General features: G+C 32.9%; 13 protein-coding genes. 5 read left to right on the top strand and 8 right to left on the bottom strand.

The features are described from left to right. Positions 1–68: 68 nt before the first annotated feature. From ASE21_RS13610 to mnmE, 3 genes are all read right to left on the bottom strand, one after another. Entirely contained in the window at positions 69–332 is a 264-nt protein-coding gene (locus ASE21_RS13610; RefSeq protein ID WP_057123233.1) for a hypothetical protein, read from the bottom strand. Positions 333–867: 535 nt separating this feature from the next. Then, complete coding sequence (locus tag ASE21_RS13605) at positions 868–1,227, bottom strand: hypothetical protein (protein ID WP_057123232.1); 360 nt, start codon at positions 1,225–1,227, stop codon at positions 868–870. 60 nt (positions 1,228–1,287) lie between these two features. Continuing rightward, positions 1,288–2,688, bottom strand: a complete 1,401-nt coding sequence (gene mnmE, locus ASE21_RS13600) for a tRNA uridine-5-carboxymethylaminomethyl(34) synthesis GTPase MnmE (RefSeq protein WP_057123231.1) — start codon at positions 2,686–2,688, stop codon at positions 1,288–1,290. A gap of 183 nt (positions 2,689–2,871) precedes the next feature. Between mnmE and ASE21_RS13595 the strand changes: the two genes are divergently transcribed. From ASE21_RS13595 to ASE21_RS13575, 5 genes are all read left to right on the top strand, one after another. Next, positions 2,872–3,705, top strand: coding sequence for a universal stress protein (locus tag ASE21_RS13595; protein WP_057123230.1), 834 nt, complete (start codon positions 2,872–2,874; stop codon positions 3,703–3,705). Positions 3,706–3,771: 66 nt separating this feature from the next. Then, positions 3,772–5,544 (top strand): MutS-related protein, encoded by a 1,773-nt coding sequence (locus ASE21_RS13590; protein WP_057123229.1) that lies wholly within the window; start codon positions 3,772–3,774, stop codon positions 5,542–5,544. 489 nt (positions 5,545–6,033) lie between these two features. Further along, positions 6,034–7,044 carry a LacI family DNA-binding transcriptional regulator gene (locus ASE21_RS13585; protein ID WP_057123228.1) on the top strand — a complete coding sequence of 337 codons (1,011 nt, stop codon included), beginning with the start codon at positions 6,034–6,036 and terminating at the stop codon, positions 7,042–7,044. Positions 7,045–7,291: 247 nt separating this feature from the next. Next, a complete protein-coding gene (locus tag ASE21_RS13580; protein WP_242410272.1) occupies positions 7,292–10,387 on the top strand; it encodes a SusC/RagA family TonB-linked outer membrane protein in 3,096 nt (1,031 codons plus the stop codon). Positions 10,388–10,398: 11 nt separating this feature from the next. Then, positions 10,399–11,913: a SusD/RagB family nutrient-binding outer membrane lipoprotein gene (locus tag ASE21_RS13575; RefSeq protein ID WP_057123226.1), complete on the top strand. Its 1,515-nt coding sequence runs from the start codon at positions 10,399–10,401 to the stop codon at positions 11,911–11,913. 330 nt (positions 11,914–12,243) lie between these two features. Here the strand turns inward: ASE21_RS13575 and ASE21_RS13570 are convergent, their stop codons facing one another. The 5 genes from ASE21_RS13570 to ASE21_RS13550 form a co-directional block, all read right to left on the bottom strand. Then, positions 12,244–12,873 (bottom strand): DsbA family protein, encoded by a 630-nt coding sequence (locus ASE21_RS13570; protein ID WP_057123225.1) that lies wholly within the window; start codon positions 12,871–12,873, stop codon positions 12,244–12,246. 222 nt (positions 12,874–13,095) lie between these two features. Then, positions 13,096–14,214 carry a DNA polymerase III subunit beta gene (gene dnaN, locus ASE21_RS13565; protein ID WP_057123588.1) on the bottom strand — a complete coding sequence of 373 codons (1,119 nt, stop codon included), beginning with the start codon at positions 14,212–14,214 and terminating at the stop codon, positions 13,096–13,098. A gap of 106 nt (positions 14,215–14,320) precedes the next feature. After that, positions 14,321–16,006 (bottom strand): gliding motility-associated ABC transporter substrate-binding protein GldG, encoded by a 1,686-nt coding sequence (gldG, locus tag ASE21_RS13560; protein ID WP_057123224.1) that lies wholly within the window; start codon positions 16,004–16,006, stop codon positions 14,321–14,323. Next, positions 16,006–16,731 (bottom strand): gliding motility-associated ABC transporter permease subunit GldF, encoded by a 726-nt coding sequence (gldF, locus tag ASE21_RS13555; protein ID WP_057123223.1) that lies wholly within the window; start codon positions 16,729–16,731, stop codon positions 16,006–16,008. Before gldF ends, gldG begins: the two co-directional genes overlap by 1 nt. A gap of 159 nt (positions 16,732–16,890) precedes the next feature. Then, positions 16,891–17,187 carry a putative quinol monooxygenase gene (locus ASE21_RS13550; protein ID WP_057123222.1) on the bottom strand — a complete coding sequence of 99 codons (297 nt, stop codon included), beginning with the start codon at positions 17,185–17,187 and terminating at the stop codon, positions 16,891–16,893. Positions 17,188–17,348: the final 161 nt, after the last annotated feature.

Below are 17,348 nucleotides of genomic sequence, written 5' to 3'. Positions count from 1 at the left end.
AACTAAACCAGAAAAATAAAAAAAGCTATCTAAATCGGATAGCTTTTTTTATTATTTAATATAAGGATTTATAAAGGACGATCCATACTTTCTAATGAATCATCTTCTTCATAATAAGCGTTTTCTTCTTCCAGGTTATCATCTAAATCTTCATCATCCCAAGCGGTAGCGTTGCACTGGCCTCTAAAATAACGGCCGATTTCATGATCGCTGCATACAGTAATTGAATCATACAAGGAAGAGTAATGAGATTCTTGTCTGCTAAATTTTAATTCGTCATTTTGAAAATCCACTTCGTTGAATGGAAAATTTTCTCTTTCATCATAATTCATAGTATAGTAGTTTAAGTTTGTTTGTGTATTTAGGCTCCGTTGTTCTGTGATTGTACGAAAATTAAACGGGATGTAAATTTATGTCCGTTATCCTGTAATAATTTTATATTTAAAAGTTTTATAATTACATAATTCACAGTTCATTACATTTTTCTTATTATTTAGAAAATTAAAATAAAACACACTGTTATATAATTCAATTTTAAAAATTACTTCAGTTTATACAGTAAATAAGGTATTATTTTCATCCCTAATTTACCTGCTTAGCTTTTTATCAAATTTATAATCTTCTCGGCTTATGATTTTATAGTTAATACGTAGAATTTTATATAATATCAATGAGATTTAAATTTATTCGGCTGATTTTCAAGTTGTTTTTATATGAAGATTTTAAAAACAAACTTGAAATAGTTTTACTATGTTCTGAGAAATGTTGAGGATATTATAAACGAAGGCAGAGAAAGTCTCCGGTAAGAAATTTAAAAAGCTGATTAAAAAATTAGCTTCGACATCTTCTGAACTTTTTTCTAAAAGATTAATTTAACTTTTCTGTACTTTGAAGTCTCAAACAATGCTCGGTTCCTAAATAAAGAGGATTTCCGTGTTTTTCTGACCAAAAACCGTCCAAAATATCTTTGGTAATGCATTTATATACCACAACGCCTTTATAGGTTTTATGATCGTCTCCTTTGTAACTAAAATTAATTACCAGAATATTATCTTTAAAAAAGCCATGGCCTTTTTGTATTTGTGAATTGTTAATTACCCATCGGGCAATAATTCGGTTATTTTGATCCAGGGAAAGACTCAAAATGCCTTTATAAGTTACTTGATTGCCTTCATCCTGATTGCTTCCTGAAATAGAATAATCGCCGGCTAAATCTTGTACAGTCATTAATTTATGGAAGAGAAATTATAAGTTTACGATTTGTTTTTTGTCTGTATAATTGCTGGATTATTTTCCGATGCAGAAATTAGCAAAAATATTACCCAGTAATTCATCATTTGAAACCTGACCTGTGATAAGACCAAATTGATATAAAGCTTCACGAATATCCAGTGCAATTAAGTCGCTGGAAAGATTTGTCTCGAGGCCAAATTTTACTTTCTGAATTTCATCTAAAGCTTTTAACAAGGAATCATAATGTCTTGTGTTAGTTACAATTGTTTCATTATTTCGCAATGCTCCTGTATTTACAAATGAAAGTAATTCATTCTTTAATTCTTCAACACCAATTTTTTGTTTCGCAGAAATTAATAAAAGTTTTGCGTTTAAATTTTCAAGCTTGCTGGTAATATTTAAAACTTCACCTTCAGATAAAATATCTTTTTTGTTTACCACAATGATTAGAGGTTTTAACGGATATTTATTTTTGATTTGTTCAATTTCTGATACAAATTCTGAACTCGATGCTTTAAACTTTAAACCATCAAATAAATAAATAACCACTTGTGCCTGATCGATTTTTTCAAAAGTTTTTTTGATTCCAATACTTTCTACAACATCTTTAGTTTCACGAATTCCGGCTGTATCAATAAATCTGAAACCAATTCCGCCAATCACTAATTCATCTTCAATTGTATCGCGTGTTGTTCCGGCAATGTCAGAAACAATAGCGCGTTCTTCATTTAATAAAGCATTCAACAACGTTGATTTTCCAACATTTGGTTCGCCAACAATCGCAACCGGAATACCATTTTTAATAACATTTCCAACTGCAAAAGAGTCGATTAAACGTTTTAAAACAAATTCAATACGGTTTAATAATTCATAAAACTGCGTTCTGTCTGCAAATTCTACATCTTCTTCTGCAAAATCTAATTCAAGTTCAATTAAAGAAGCAAAATTCAAAAGTTCCTCCCGCAGTTTGGCAATTTCATTACTAAAACCACCGCGCATTTGCTTCATTGCAATTTGGTGCGATGCTTCGTTATCCGATGAAATTAAATCGGCAACAGCTTCTGCCTGCGACAAATCCAGTTTTCCGTTAAGGAAAGCTCTCAGGGTAAATTCTCCCGCATCGGCCATTCTGCAGCCTTTTCTCAGTAATAACTGAATAATCTGCTGTTGTATATAAGTAGAACCGTGACAGGATATTTCGATGGTATCTTCGCCTGTATAAGAATTAGGTCCTTTAAAAACAGAAACCAAAACTTCGTCCAGTGTTTTTTCACTGTCGACAATATGACCTAAATGCAGCGTATGTGTTTTTTGCTTCGTCAGGTCTTTATTTTTAATAGATTTAAAAACAGAATTTCCAATCGAAATAGCCCCGGCTCCGGAAATTCGAATTACAGCAATAGCCCCGGCTCCTGACGGAGTCGCTAATGCAACTATAGAATCTTGATTTATCATGTTGCAAAGGTAAGAAAAAAGCAGAAAATTCTAAAGTCTTAATGATTAGCAGAATAGGTTAATTTGGGGTTGAAATTAAAGACTTATTAAGAAATTATTAAGTGTTAAATTACTGATAATTATCAGGTTGTTTTGGGTTTAGAATGATTAAATTTGAGTAACAAACCTATAATCTGAAGTAAAATGAAAAAGATATTATTCCCAACAGATTTTTCTGAAGCAGCAACGAACGCATTTGTTCACGCTTTAGAATTTGCTAAAATTGTCAAAGCAGAACTTATTTTATTACATACGTTTGAGATTCCGGTTTATGACAGCCAGTTTTTTCCGGAGAATTATGCTTCTATATACAGTTCTATCGAATTGGCCAAATTTGAAATGTTTAAAGATGAAATTCCAAAATTAAGGGCCATTGCAGCAGAACGAAAACTTGATGATATTGTAATAAAACACCGTTTAATGGATGGTGATTTGATTTATAACTTAAAAAATGCAGTAGAAGAAGACGAGATTGATTTTGTAATTATGGGAACAACAGGAAGTTCTGACTGGACAAAATTCTTTACCGGTTCTAACACAAATTCTGTAATTTCAGAAGTCAATGTTCCGGTTTTATGTGTTCCTACCGATGCTAAATTTAAGAAAATCAAAACGATTGCTTTTACGACAAGATATCGCGAAAAAGACAAAAGTGTTCTTAAAAAAGTGCTCAAAATAGCCAAAAAAACAGAAGCAAAAGTGAAAAGCCTGTACGTGAAAACTTCAAGCTCTGATGTTCCTGACGCTACTATTAGAGAATGGGAAGTTGAATTTGCAGGCGAAAATGTAGAATTCCTGGTTTTGCCAAGTGACGATGTCAAAGAAACAATTCTGGATTTTATTCTCTATAAAGACATTGATATTTTGACCACAATTACACACAAAAGATCTTTTTTTGAAAGTATTTTCGATTCCGGATTTAGCAAAAAAATCACTAAAGAAGTTTCTATTCCAGTTTTGATCATGCATGAAAAATAAATTCTACTTTGACACCTTAAATTTTGAAAGTGTAAAACCTATATTTGTATTTCAGTAAATTTTGAAATGGAAATATATTTAAGTAAGGTCGGACACTATTCAAAAATTTTTAATAAAATCAGCAAAAGATATAATAGTATAAGTCTGCTAAGGCTTTTGAGCATATTTTTTTGTTTGTTTATGTTGTTTTATTACATCAAAACCAGCGAAACAATATATATGCTGCCTGCTTTTTTATCTTTTGCCGGTTTTCTTTTTTTAATGCGAATCCATTCAAAATTGTCTTTTGAAAGAGAATTAACCAAAGCGGTTTTAAAGATTAATGAAGATGAAATATCATACTTAAAAAGAGAAAAGCTTTTTTTTGAAAATGGAATAGAATTTAACGATTTTCATCATCCTTATGCTTACGATTTAGATATTTTTGGAGAGCATTCTTTATTTCAGAATTTAAACAGAACTGCTACTTTTATTGGCAAAAAAACATTAGCACATAAACTGCTTACTCTTTTTTCTAACGAAACCATTCTTGAAAATCAGGAAGCCGTAGAAGAATTAAAAAACAAAATAGACTGGCGTCAGTCTTTTGAATCCCTTGCTGCTGTCAGTAATGATAGTAAAAATTCGTATGATTCATTAATTCATTGGATTTCATTTAAAAATAATTCTTTATCTAAAGTTTTAGTTTCCTTCTCAATTATTCTTCCAATTCTATTTTTCGGTTTTATTATTGGTTATTTTATAACTTCAAAAGCGATTCTTTTATCGTACGCAACCTATATTTTTATTTTTAATTTAATAGTTTTAGGAAGAGCATTAAAACGAATTCAATCTGAAATTGCAAAAGCTGATAATATTGATAAAACCATTAAATATTATAGTTTACTGATTAAAAAGATCGAAACTGAAAACTTTGAATCTAAGAAGTTAACAGAATTGCAAAGTCAGTTAGTTTTTAAAAATGCAGCTGCAAGTTCTCATTTAAAGCAGTTATCTGAATTGTTTTCGAGAATGGATACGGTGAGCAACTTTGTAACAGCAATTCTGTTTAATGGTACCTTTCTGTTTAATCTGCATGTTTTAAGGGCGCTTTTAAAATGGAAAAATGATTATTCTGATGAACTGGAAAACTGGATAAATATAATTGGCGAATTTGAAGCTTTAAATAGTTTGGCAAATCTGAGTTATAATAACCCTGATTTTGTTTTTCCGGAAATCAACTCAGGATATAAGATAAGTTTCGAAAATTTAAGCCATCCATTGCTGAATCCCGAAACCAGAGTAGGTAATGACACTCATTTTTATCCTCAATCTTTTATGATTTTGACGGGATCAAATATGTCCGGAAAAAGTACTTTTTTAAGAAGTTTAGGAATCAATATGGTTTTAGGCGGAATTGGTTCAGCTGTTTGTGCTTCAAAAGCTACTATTCATCCACTTCAAGTATTGGTTTCAATGCGATTGTCAGATTCGCTTGCGGATAGTGAATCGTATTTCTTTGCCGAAATTAAAAGGTTAAAACAGATTATGGATGCTTTAGAAGAACGTCCGGCTTTTGTTTTATTGGATGAAATTTTACGCGGAACAAATTCTGATGACAAGCGGAACGGAACTATCGAAGTGGTTAAAAAAGTCATTAGTAAAAAAGCTATTGGAGCGATTGCCACACATGATATTGAAGTGTGTTTAACAACAAATGAATATCCGGATGTTTTAACGAATCAGTGTTTTGAAGTTGAGATTCAAAACAACGAACTTCATTTTGATTATAAACTCCGCAGCGGAATTTGTAAAAACAAAAGCGCCACTTTTTTGATGCAGAAAATGGGGGTTATTTAGGATTTTAGATTTTAGAATGTAGATTTTGACATCTTGTTAAAGTTTAAAACTTTTACAAATTTACTACTCAATATTTTCGACACAATCTTCATTTAGAGGAACGAGAAATCTTCGCAATAAACTCCACAATCTAAACTTCAAACTTTCACATAAAGTTTCAATAAAAAAGTGTCTGAGGAATATTTATTCTTTAGGCACTTTTTACTTCATTTTGTAATGTATGAACGAGATATTTTTCTTAAAAATCACCATTACAAATCTCAAATTACTACATCAAAAACTTATCAAATCAGCAGATACAACTAGAAATAGCAATAAAGTCAAAATAACAATAACTGATAAAAAACCTGTATGTGCTGATTATTTCTTTTTATTTTGGGAATAAATTAACGATTTATTAAAAATAAATTTTACTAAAACGATTTTGTAAGTTTCATTTGTATATATTTGTGATGTAATAAAAATATGCCACAATAATTTACACGCCCGATGAAAAAGATTACAATAAGAGATATTGCTAACCAGGCAGAAGTGTCTATTTCTACAGTGTCTTTTGTAATTAATGGGAAAGGTGAAAAAATGGCAATTAGTCCGGCTGTGATAAAAAAAGTGCAGCAGGTTGCTCAAAAGCTTCAATACAAACCCAGTATGATTGCCAGCAGCCTGAGAACCGGAAAAACGCGCTCGATTGGACTTATTGTAGAAGATATTTCAAATCAGTTCTTTGCTGATTTAGCGCGTGTTATTGAAGACGAAGCCAGGAATATCGATTACAGGGTTTTTTACTGCAGTACCAGTGATAACAATGACCGCTCTGAAGAACTGGTGCAGAGTCTTTTGCAGGCAAACGTTGAAGGTTTTATTATAACTCCAACCAAAAATTTAGAAAAAACAATCACAATGCTTTTAAAAATGCAAAAACCTGTAGTTTTAATCGACAGGCATTTTGCTAATCAAAAAGTGAGTCATGTTGTTATGGATAACTATGAGGGATCATATGCTGCTACTCAGTTTTTAATTAGCAAAGGGCGCAGAAATATAGCAGTTGTCAATAATAAATCCGGAATGATCCAGATGAAGTTACGGGAAAAAGGATATGCTGATGCACTGAAAGAAGCCGGAATTTATAACAACGAATATTCGTTATATCTGGATTATAATACTAATGAAGAAAGCAGAATTGATTCTATTATTAAATTCTTTTCAGAAAACCGAAATATTGACGCAGTTCTCTTTCTGGCCAATTATTTAGGTCTTGCCGGGCTTCAGGCTTTTAGAAGTTTAAAATATATAATTCCAGACGATATTGCAGTAATAAGTTTTGACGACCATGATAGTTTTAAACTGCATACGCCCACAATTTCGGTTATTGCACAGCCAATAGAAGAGATTGCCGTTAAATCTATTCAGCTATTAATGGATCAAATGACAAATCTGGAGAATTGTAAAATACAAAAAGTGCTGCAAAAAGGAAAGCTTATTATAAGAGAATCGGTTTAAAGCAGATCAATTTTAGAATGACAACGTGATACTAAACAACGTTTTTTTTATCTGTATCACTAAAACGATTTAGTTAAATATTCCCTTATTTTACTGACTTTGAGTAATCATTATAATAAGGTTTTTAACATAAAAATATGTAATATTGAAAAGCTCATATTACTATATAGTTCAAATTTTTATTAATAATTAACACAGAAAACAAGTAAACAAATCAAATCAAAACAAATAACCAAAAAGAATGCTTATGAAACGAATATTAGCAGTTTTAGGAATGGTATTGTTATGCGGCCTGAGTGCGGCGGCGCAAAACCGACTAATAACAGGAATAGTGGCAGATGCAGAAAACAAAGCTATTGTTGGCGCATCGGTTGAAGTTCAGGGAAAACCATTTAGCGCAATTACAGATGCCGAAGGGCGATTTAAAATGAATGTTCCGGAAGGCAGAGTGACTTTGAACATTTCTTCTATGGGATTTGAATCAAAATCAGTAGTTGTTCAGGAAAATGAAAACAGAGTTTCAGCCGTATTAAATGAAACTACACAAGAATTAAAAGATGTTGTCGTAACTTCATTTGGAGTTAAAAAACAAAAGAAAAGTTTAGGATATGCAGTTGGAGAATTGAAAGGGGAGGACCTGACAAAAAATAAAGAAATTAACTTAGGAAATGCACTTCAGGGAAAAATTGCCGGTGTAAACGTTTCTGCACCTGTTACAGGACCATCCGGTTCGAGCCGTGTTGTAATTCGTGGTGCAACTTCTGCTTCGGGACTTAACCAGCCGTTGTATGTTGTAGACGGAATTCCGATTGACAACACTCAGCAGGGAAATGCCGGAATGTATGGAGGAGCCGATAAAGGTGACGGAATGTCGTCTTTTAATCCGGATGACATTGCTTCAATTTCGGTTTTAAAAGGGAGTTCTGCTTCTGCTCTTTATGGATACAGAGGATCAAACGGTGTTATTTTAATTACTACGAAAAAAGGTAAAAACGGAACAGGAATTGGCGTAGATTTTAGTACAAATTCTACTTTTAATACACCAGCAAGCCTTTTGCACTGGCAGGATCAGTATGGAGCAGGAGCTCCGGATGTAAATACAAATGTGCCAACAAGATTTACAAACCTGCAGGAACTTAGGGATTCTTACTATTTTGCATGGGGTGACAAATATGACGGAACGCCTGCTATCTCAATTGACGGAGTAACAAGACCGTATAAAGCCTATGGAAAAAACAATGTTGAGAATTTCTACAGAACCGGATATTCTTTTAGTAACACTCTGGCAATTTCTGGTGGAAATGAAACAACAAATTTCAGATTGTCTTTTGGAAATACTAAAGATGAATCTATTTTGCCGGGAACAAATTTCGGAAGAAATAATGTCAATTTGAGTTTAAACTCTTCTCCAAACAAAAAAATAAATATTGAGACAAATGCTCAATACATTTCTGAGAAAAGTAAAAACAGGCCTTATTTAAATGATTCACCCCGAAATCCGTCTTTTCCAACCACTTTTATGGTTCCGAGTAATGACATAAGATGGATCAGTAATCCGTATGATGCAAACGGCGGCGAAGAAGATTATTTTGCTTCAAACGTTTATCATACCAATCCTTACTTTGCGACAGACCAGCCGTTAAATAGTGATCTTAGAAAACGTTTTATTGGTTCTGCAAAAGTGACTTATAATATTACAGATAAAATTTACGCAAAAGGTGTCGTAGGTGTTGATGATATTAATTATGAATATACTGAAATTGAACCTACCGGAATCAACTACTCTCCGGGAGGAAGTTATGAAAACAGAGTAGAAAACCGTTCAGAATTTAATGCATCCGGTTATTTAGGATACAAAGGAGATATCGTTAAAAATCTTACTCTGGATGCTTTTATCGGAGCAAACCGTCAGGATAACAGATATAGTGGTATAAAAATGAGAGGAACCAATTTTATAGTTCCGTTCAAATATTTTTATGCCAATACACAGCCTGACAAGACAGAAAAATTATACTCTAAAAGTGAGGTAAATTCTCTTTTTTATTCTGCCGATTTAGGATATAAAGATTTCTTGTTTTTGAGTTTAACAGGTCGTCAGGATTGGTTTTCAACTTTATATGTAGATGATAATACAACTTTTTATCCATCAGTAAATACAAGTTTTGTTTATTCTGAAATAATAAAATTACCGGAATGGATGTCTTACGGAAAAATTAGAGCAGGCTGGGGTAACGTAGGAGGTGCATTGCCGGAAGCTTATGCCTTAATACTGACTTATATAGCTCCAGATGGACAAACAGAATCTCAGGGACAGCCTATTTTGGGGATTAACGGAGATACGGTTCCTAACAAATTTTTAAAACCTTATAACGTAAGTACTATTGAGTTTGGTTTTGAAAACACATTTTTTAATAACAGACTGAGTACTGATTTAACTTTCTACAGCAAAAAAACAACCAAGGATATTACCGATGCGGATATTTCTATTGGCTCTGGATTTAAAACAACAAAAATTAATGTTGGGGAAATACTAAATAAAGGGATTGAGTTCGCAATAAATCTGAAAGCAATAAAAACAGAAAAATTTTCATGGAATATAGGTTATAATTTTGCTTATAATGAAAGTGAAGTGGTTAGTCTTTCTGATAAAATTAATACCAAATCAATCGAAGGAAACAGAGACGCAAGAGCTTCTGTAGTTTTGGAAAAGGGGCAGCCTTTTGGAGTAATCAAAGCTTACGATTACCTTAGAGATGCAAACGGAAATATCGTGTTAAGCTCAGACGGAAGATTCCAGAGAGGAGATTTAATTATTGCAGGACAAGGTGTTGCGCCAACTTCGATGGGACTTTCAAATGATTTTTCATATAAAAATTTCACACTTTCGGTTTTCGTCGATGCTAAATTTGGAGGCGAGATTTATTCTGCTACAAACCAGTTAGGAACCCGTTACGGATTATCAGAAATTACACTTCCTGGTCGTGAAGGCGGAATAAAGGTAAGTGGTACAGATGTAAACGGTGCACCTGTAAACACTACTGTATCTGCATACAATTATTGGAGAAGTTATAGTGATGTAACATCAAACTTTGTGTATGATGCTGATTTTGTGAAATTAAGAGCAATTTCTTTTAGTTATAATTTTCCAAAAGCTTATATCGAAAAAACGCCATTTCAATCCATTAGTTTAGCTTTTTCTGCTCATAACTTATGGACAATTTATGACAAAGTGCCCAATATTGATCCGGAATCTAATTACTCAAACAGCAATGCACAGGGAATGGAAAGAGCTTCTATGCCTTTGACAAGAAACTATGGTGTAGCGCTAAATGTAAAATTCTAATATCTTAAAAAATGGAAAATAAATATATAAAAATACTGTGTGTCGCAATTGTTAGTGCAATGACACTGGCTTCGTGCGACAAAGGATTCGAAGAAATGAATACGAATCCAAATGCTTTGACAGATCCGGCTGTAAAATCTATGTTTACGCTGGCTGAAATCTATGTTGACGGGCAGGATTTCTCCAATACAAGAGGGAATAACATTTATGCAGCCCAGATTGTACAGCATTTTTCTTCTTTAGGAGGTTCTGGTTCAAAATATACTTATTCATCTGAATATTCTGCCGCTCTTTTTGGAGAATCATACGGAAAAGGATTAAATCAAATTTATCAATTATTGTCTGTTCTGGATAATACCCCTGAAAATTCAAACATGATTCAGGCACTCAGAATCATGAAAGTTTTAATGTTTCAGAAATTGACAGACACGTATGGTGAAGTACCATATTTTGAAGCCGTAAAAGGGTATAACGGAAATATTTTTTCTCCCAAATATGATACTCAGGAAGCTATTTACAATGATCTTTTAAAGGAACTTGATGAAGCAGGAACGGCTTTGGATGCTTCTAAACCATTTGCAGGAAATGCCGATTTATATTACCAAAGTGATGTGGCAAAATGGAAAAAATTGGCCAATTCGGTAATGTTGAGAGTAGCAATGCGTTTGTCTAAAGTAAATCCTGCTAAGGCAAAAGAGTTTGTAGAAAAAGCATATTCAAAAGGTGTTTTTGCCTCCAATGATGATAGTCTTGTATTAAAACATGATGCAGGACCTGTGGGTGTAAAAACAAATCCAATTACTTCTTCATGGGTTAGAAATGATTTGAACGGAGGAGAATCGAATATAAAATTCAGTAAAACGTTTATCGATCTGCTAAAAAATACAAATGATCCCCGTTTAAGGATTTATGCAAAATTAGAAGCGACAGGAGATAATAATCCGGCAAATCAGCAAGGTCTGGCTAATGATGCTAAAGAATTTCCGGGAGGAGATAAAAAACTTTTCTCAGATCCAAATACTTCAACGGTTTTACGTTTGGATGCTCCTACATTAATTATGTCATATGCAGAAGTACAGTTTTTATTGGCAGAAGCTTCTGTAAGAGGGTGGAATGTTGGCGGATCTGCGCAAATGTATTATGAAAATGGTGTAAAAGCGGCGATGAATATTTTAACGATTTTTGGAGATAAAGTTCCGGCGGTTACAACAGCAGAATACAACACTTATATTACAACTTATCCTTTTAAATCTGCGGGTACTGAGGCACAAAAAATTGAGCAGATCATTACTCAAAAATGGATTGTATTGTTATTTAACGGTTTTGAGGCTTTTTCAGAATACAGAAGAACAGGTTATCCGGTTTTAGTTCCGGTAAATGATCCATCTGGTGAAACTCAGGGAACTATTCCGCGAAGATTAATTTATGATCAGTCGGAACTTTTAACAAATGCGGCTAATTATAAAGAGGCAATTCAGCGTCAGGGTTTAGATTTAATGACAACCAGAATCTGGTGGGACAAATAATTTTTAAATTGGTTGGTTAGTTAAAATAAGTCGGGTACTGAGCATGCCCGGCTTATTTTTAAATTTCTTTGCTGATAAACGGAGAACAAACTACATGAATTCAAATAAGTTATAAGGCAGTGGTTAGGAAAATATTTTTAGTTATTTTTTGAGTTAATAACGAAAAAATAGGTTCTGAAGAGAAGGAATAATAAGTAAGCTCTGTTCCTTCTCTAAACTGCCAAAATAATCGATTTTATTATTCAGCTTCAAAGGAAGAATGCTGTTGAATGCACTAAAAAAATGGATGAGTAAATTGCTCATCCGTTTTTTTATTTATTTAAGCTAAAATTATTTTTGAACTTCCTGAATTGTTTGTACAAAAGCTTCTACAGGCTGTGCTCCTGAAACAGCATATTTTCGGTCAAAAACAAAAAACGGAACTCCCTGCACACCAATTTGCTGTGCTTCGGTAATATCATTTTGAACTTCTTTCAGATATAAATGATCACTTTCAAGTACTTCTATAACATCGTTTTTGTTTAATCCGGCTTTCTCTGCTAATTCTATTAACGTTGGTCCATCATTCAAATCTCTTCCTTCGGTGAAATAAGCCTTGAAGAAGATTTCTTCCATTTGGTCTCCTAATTTTTTAGTCTTGGCCAGCTGAATAATTCTATGCGCTTCTAAAGAATTTGAAATAACAGTTTTGTCAAAATTATAATCTAAACCAACACTCTTAGCACGTTCTGTAACGCCCTTATGCATTTCTTTTGATTGTTCAAGAGACATGCCTTTTCTTTCGGCTAAGAACGTATAAACGTCTTTTCCTGATTGTGGTGTAATGGTTGGATCAAGTTGAAAACTTTTCCACTCAATTTCAAAATCGTTATTTGGAAACTGTTCTAAGGCCGCTTCCAATTGCCTTTTTCCGATATAACAAAACGGACACATGATGTCCGACCAAATTTCTATTTTCATTTTGTAAAGTTACGGAAATTTGTTTCAGGTTTGAAGTTTGAAACTTGAAACAAAGAAAACCAGAAACAAATTTTATAAACTAAAAAACCGCAACTCTTAAAAAAGAATTGCGGTTTCTAGGTATAAAAAATGGTTGGTTAATAGCGATATTTTTTTTTTTACAATGATATGTCTTTAATTTGAAATTAAAAAAAATCCCTGTAACAAAAAGAAGTTTTGATGTTAACTATTTAACATTACGGGCATTACCAACATTGTTACTGTTTCACCTTCTTCTAAACCATCAGCAGGCGTTAAAATCCCTGCTCTGTTTGGTAATGACATTTCTAACATGATTACATCTGACTGAAGGTTTGTAAGCATTTCGATCAGGAAACGAGAGTTAAAACCAATTTGTAAATCATCACCCTGATAATCACAAGTCAATCTTTCTTCTGCTTTGTTGGAGTAATCAATATCTTCTGCAGAAACATTTAATTCAGCCCCTGCAATTTTCAAACGAATTTGGTGTGTAGTTTTGTTTGAGAAAATCGCAACACGACGAACAGAACTTAAAAATAAAGAACGGTCTATTAGTAATTTGTTTGGATTTTCTTTTGGAATTACCGCTTCGTAATTAGGGTATTTTCCATCAATTAAACGACACATTAAGATATAATTGTCAAATGAGAAAGTCGCATTTGAATCGTTGTATTCAATTTTTACTTCAGCATCAGAACTTCCTAAAATACTTTTCAAAATATTTAAAGGTTTCTTTGGCATAATAAAATCAGCAACCTGAGATGCTTTTACATCTGCACGTGCATATTTTACCAGTTTATGAGCATCTGTAGCAACAAAAGTTAAACCTTCCGGAGAGAACTGGAAGAAAACTCCAGACATTACCGGACGTAAATCATCGTTTCCGGCAGCAAAAATAGTTTTACTTACAGCAGTTGCCAAAACATCTGCAGGAACAAGAGTTACAGAAGGATCTTCAAGATTTACAGATTTTGGAAATTCTTCTCCGGCAGCATAAGCCAATGCATATTTTCCTGAATTAGAGCTTATTTCAACAGTATTGTTGTCCTCAACTGTAAAAGTTAAAGGCTGTTCCGGAAATGTTTTAAGAATTTCCAGTAAAAGTTTTGCAGGTACAGCAACACTTCCTTTACTTTTAGAATCGATTGATAATGTAGCAGACATTGTCGTTTCAAGATCTGAAGCCGAAACAGTTAACTCATTATTGTTTAGTTCAAATAAAAAGTTGTCTAAAATTGGCAACGTATTGTTACTGTTAATTACACTACCTAAAACTTGTAATTGTTTTAATAAGTACGAACTCGATACTATAAATTTCATCTCTTTTGTTTTATTTTTTGAAGCATTCCTCAGCATTTAGGCGCTGAGCATACGGATTACAAATATATCGTAAACATTCTTAGTTTCGCAATTTTTTTATTAACATCTATCTGCTGTATTTCCTTTTTCTGATAAAGGTAAATACTAAGCCAAAAACCAATAAAATAAGAATTGGAAGCCCGATAGTTATGAATTGCGTTGTGGTATAATTTTCGTAAACTTTTTCTTTATCTAATAAAGGCAGTTCAACATCTTTGCTTCTAATGTTAATAAGTCCTGTGTCATCCAGAAGATAATTGACACAATTCATCATAAAATCTTTATTGTCGTAAAGGTTTCCGGTTCTTTGATCGTAACCCAGTTCAACAGGCATCATGTTTTTATCTAATTGATTTCTTGCAATATCTCCATCAGCCACAACAATCATTTTGGTTGGTTTTCCTTTTGCTGCAAAAGAACTTTCTTTAAAAGGCAGAACGCGGTTCTCAAATGCCGAATGAAAACTTCCTTCCAGTAAAACAGAAAGATTTAAATTTCCTTTATTGACATAATCCTGCGGTGAAGTTTTTTCGGTTACGATATTCAGATTAACTTCAGAAGGTGTTCCAATTTGTTTAGAATATTGAGAAGATTGCAGTAAAACCGTGTTTTTGATTCCGTTTTTCAAAGTATCAATCGGACTTGCAAAATCAAATTTGATTCCGCCCAAATTTTTTACAATCGGATGCTGGCTCGAAGGATAAACCTGCGGCGCAAATTTCCAGATAAAATCCTGATATTGAGTTGCACTTCCTTGTTCTCCGGTTGCCAGTTTTATTGGACTTCCTTGTTCATCTTTAACTAAATCAGGATTAATTCTGAATCCGTATTTGAAGAACATATCGTTTAAATTTAAATCTCTTGGATAAGCTAATGTCGCACCCGCCTGATTGTATAAGCTGTCCATATCTGCCGCTACCTGATCAATAAGCCATAAAGTTTTACCTCCGTTCATGATAAACTGATCTAAAACTTGTTTTTCTTCATCTGAAAATTTTTCAGTTGGTTTTGAGATTATGGCTAAATCATATTTTTTTAGCGCATCCAGAGTACCATTTGGATCTTTGGCAACAGAATCCAAAGTAAAAGGTCCTATGTAATAGCTTTCTTTTATTTGTCTTAAAAGCTTACCAATATGAATTTCAGACAATTCGCCATTTCCTTTAATGATAGCGACTTTCTTTTGTCTGTCTTTTGTAACTTTATTAATAGCATCGGCAATCGAATATTCTAAATGCTGAATAGAACCAATTACTTTTTGCGTAGTCGAAGCCCCCATAATGTTTTTCAACAAAGGGATATTAACCTCTTTATTGTTATAAACCGCAACTGCCCAGGGAAAAACCATTGCCTGAGATTGTTTTCCTTTGTCGTCAACTGTTATGTTTATCGGCGTAAGTCCTTTTTGATAAAGGGATTTTACCATTTCCATGCTTTCATCTTCGTTTTCCATCGGGTTTACGAATTCAAAAACGATATTGCTGTTATACGCCTGAAATTCTTCCAGTAATTGTTTGGTTTCCTGCTGTAAACGTCTAAAATCTGCAGGAAGATCGCCCTGCATATAAATTTTGATCGATAACGGATTTTTAACCTGTTTTACGATTTGTAAAGAGGTTTCAGATAAAGTATAGCGTTTATCTTTCGTTAAATCAAAACGATGAAAAAATAAGCTTCCGAGTACATTTAAAACAATTAAAATAAAAATTGTAATGCCTAATGCTTTAAAATTTAATTTATTAGATGCTTTCATTACGCTTTAAAAGATTTTAATTGATAAACGGTAAAAGATAAAAACAAAACGCTGATACTTAAAAAGTAAATTACATCGCGGGTATCAATTACGCCTCGGCTCATACTTTTAAAATGGTCCTGCATTCCAAATGCTGAAATTATATTAGATTCTCCGGGAATTAAAGAAGCCAGTCCTTCAAAACCAAAATAAAAAAAGAAGCATAAAAATACTGCAATAATAAACGCAACGATTTGATTTTCTGACAGAGTAGAAGTGAAGATGCCAATGGCAGAATAAGAAGCAATTAAAAACAATAATCCGAAATAAGAACCAATTGTGCTTCCCATATCAATATTACCTTCCGGTGATCCTAAGCCCGAAATTACCCATACATAAATAAAAGTGGGAATAATTGCCAAAATGATCAGTAAGAATGATCCAAAGAATTTCCCGTTTACAATCTGCCAGACTGATAATGGTTTGGTTAAAAGTAATTCAAGAGTTCCTTGTTTTCTTTCGTCAGAGAAACTTCTCATGGTTACAGCCGGAATCAGGAAAATCAAAATCCAGGGTGCCAATGTGAAAAACGGAGTTAAATCTGCATAACCAGTATCTAATATATTGTAATCTCCTTTAAAAACCCATAAAAAAAGTCCGTTGCTGATCAGGAATATCGCAATGACCAAATAACCGATTGGCGAACCAAAAAAAGATTTTATTTCTCTTAAAATGATTGATTTCATTTAGTTTTTTGTTTTTATTGTTTCAAGTTTCACGTTTCAAGTTACTTTACTTTGCGGAACATTGTACTTTTTTAATTTTTTTATAATTTAATTTTTTCTGTCATTAGTGATTTATTAATTTCAATTTCCAGTCTCAGCAATAACTTGAAACCTGAAACTTTAAACTAAAGAAACCAGCTTATTCACGCTCCAGGCTTCTGGTTTTGCATTGAATAGCTTTTTTGTGAAAGTCCAGACAGAATCAAAAAGTTCAGAATTTCTGTAATTTTCCAAATCCGCTTCGGTTTCCCAATAACTGTAAGTGAAAAAGATGCATTTGTCATTTTTATCCTGATACAATTCTAAAAAACGGTTTCCTTCTGCATTTCGTATTTTCTCTTTTACAGATTCAAAATTCTCAAGAAAATCAGGAATCTTTTCTTCATGAAAACTCATTTTTACAATTCGGACAAACATATTCTTATTTTGTATTTTAGATTGTTGATTTTAGATTTAAAAAACCTCAATATGCGCGCAAAAATACCAAAAAGGATTATTCTTTTTGAGAAAAAATTAATTATTCTAGATATATGTTTTTTCTCATTTTGATGTCGTAAAGGAATTCAAATATAGCCCAC

The organism is Flavobacterium sp. Root901, assembly GCF_001429765.1.
In the GTDB taxonomy this organism is placed as follows: Bacteria; Bacteroidota; Bacteroidia; order Flavobacteriales; family Flavobacteriaceae; genus Flavobacterium.
Note: the sequence above shows the minus strand (reverse complement) of the source record. Positions and strands in the feature narration are given on the sequence as shown.

Bases quoted from the DNA above. Each gene is read 5' to 3' on its own strand.
- ASE21_RS13580 (WP_242410272.1), top strand. From the start codon at position 7,292: ATGAAACGAATATTAGCAGTTTTAGGAATGGTATTGTTATGCGGCCTG.
- dnaN (WP_057123588.1), bottom strand. From the start codon at position 14,214: ATGAAATTTATAGTATCGAGTTCGTACTTATTAAAACAATTACAAGTT.
- ASE21_RS13585 (WP_057123228.1), top strand. From the start codon at position 6,034: ATGAAAAAGATTACAATAAGAGATATTGCTAACCAGGCAGAAGTGTCT.
- ASE21_RS13570 (WP_057123225.1), bottom strand. From the start codon at position 12,873: ATGAAAATAGAAATTTGGTCGGACATCATGTGTCCGTTTTGTTATATC.
- gldF (WP_057123223.1), bottom strand. From the start codon at position 16,731: ATGAAATCAATCATTTTAAGAGAAATAAAATCTTTTTTTGGTTCGCCA.
- ASE21_RS13550 (WP_057123222.1), bottom strand. From the start codon at position 17,187: ATGTTTGTCCGAATTGTAAAAATGAGTTTTCATGAAGAAAAGATTCCT.
- ASE21_RS13610 (WP_057123233.1), bottom strand. From the start codon at position 332: ATGAATTATGATGAAAGAGAAAATTTTCCATTCAACGAAGTGGATTTT.
- ASE21_RS13575 (WP_057123226.1), top strand. From the start codon at position 10,399: ATGGAAAATAAATATATAAAAATACTGTGTGTCGCAATTGTTAGTGCA.
- ASE21_RS13595 (WP_057123230.1), top strand. From the start codon at position 2,872: ATGAAAAAGATATTATTCCCAACAGATTTTTCTGAAGCAGCAACGAAC.
- ASE21_RS13590 (WP_057123229.1), top strand. From the start codon at position 3,772: ATGGAAATATATTTAAGTAAGGTCGGACACTATTCAAAAATTTTTAAT.
- ASE21_RS13605 (WP_057123232.1), bottom strand. From the start codon at position 1,227: ATGACTGTACAAGATTTAGCCGGCGATTATTCTATTTCAGGAAGCAAT.
- gldG (WP_057123224.1), bottom strand. From the start codon at position 16,006: ATGAAAGCATCTAATAAATTAAATTTTAAAGCATTAGGCATTACAATT.
- mnmE (WP_057123231.1), bottom strand. From the start codon at position 2,688: ATGATAAATCAAGATTCTATAGTTGCATTAGCGACTCCGTCAGGAGCC.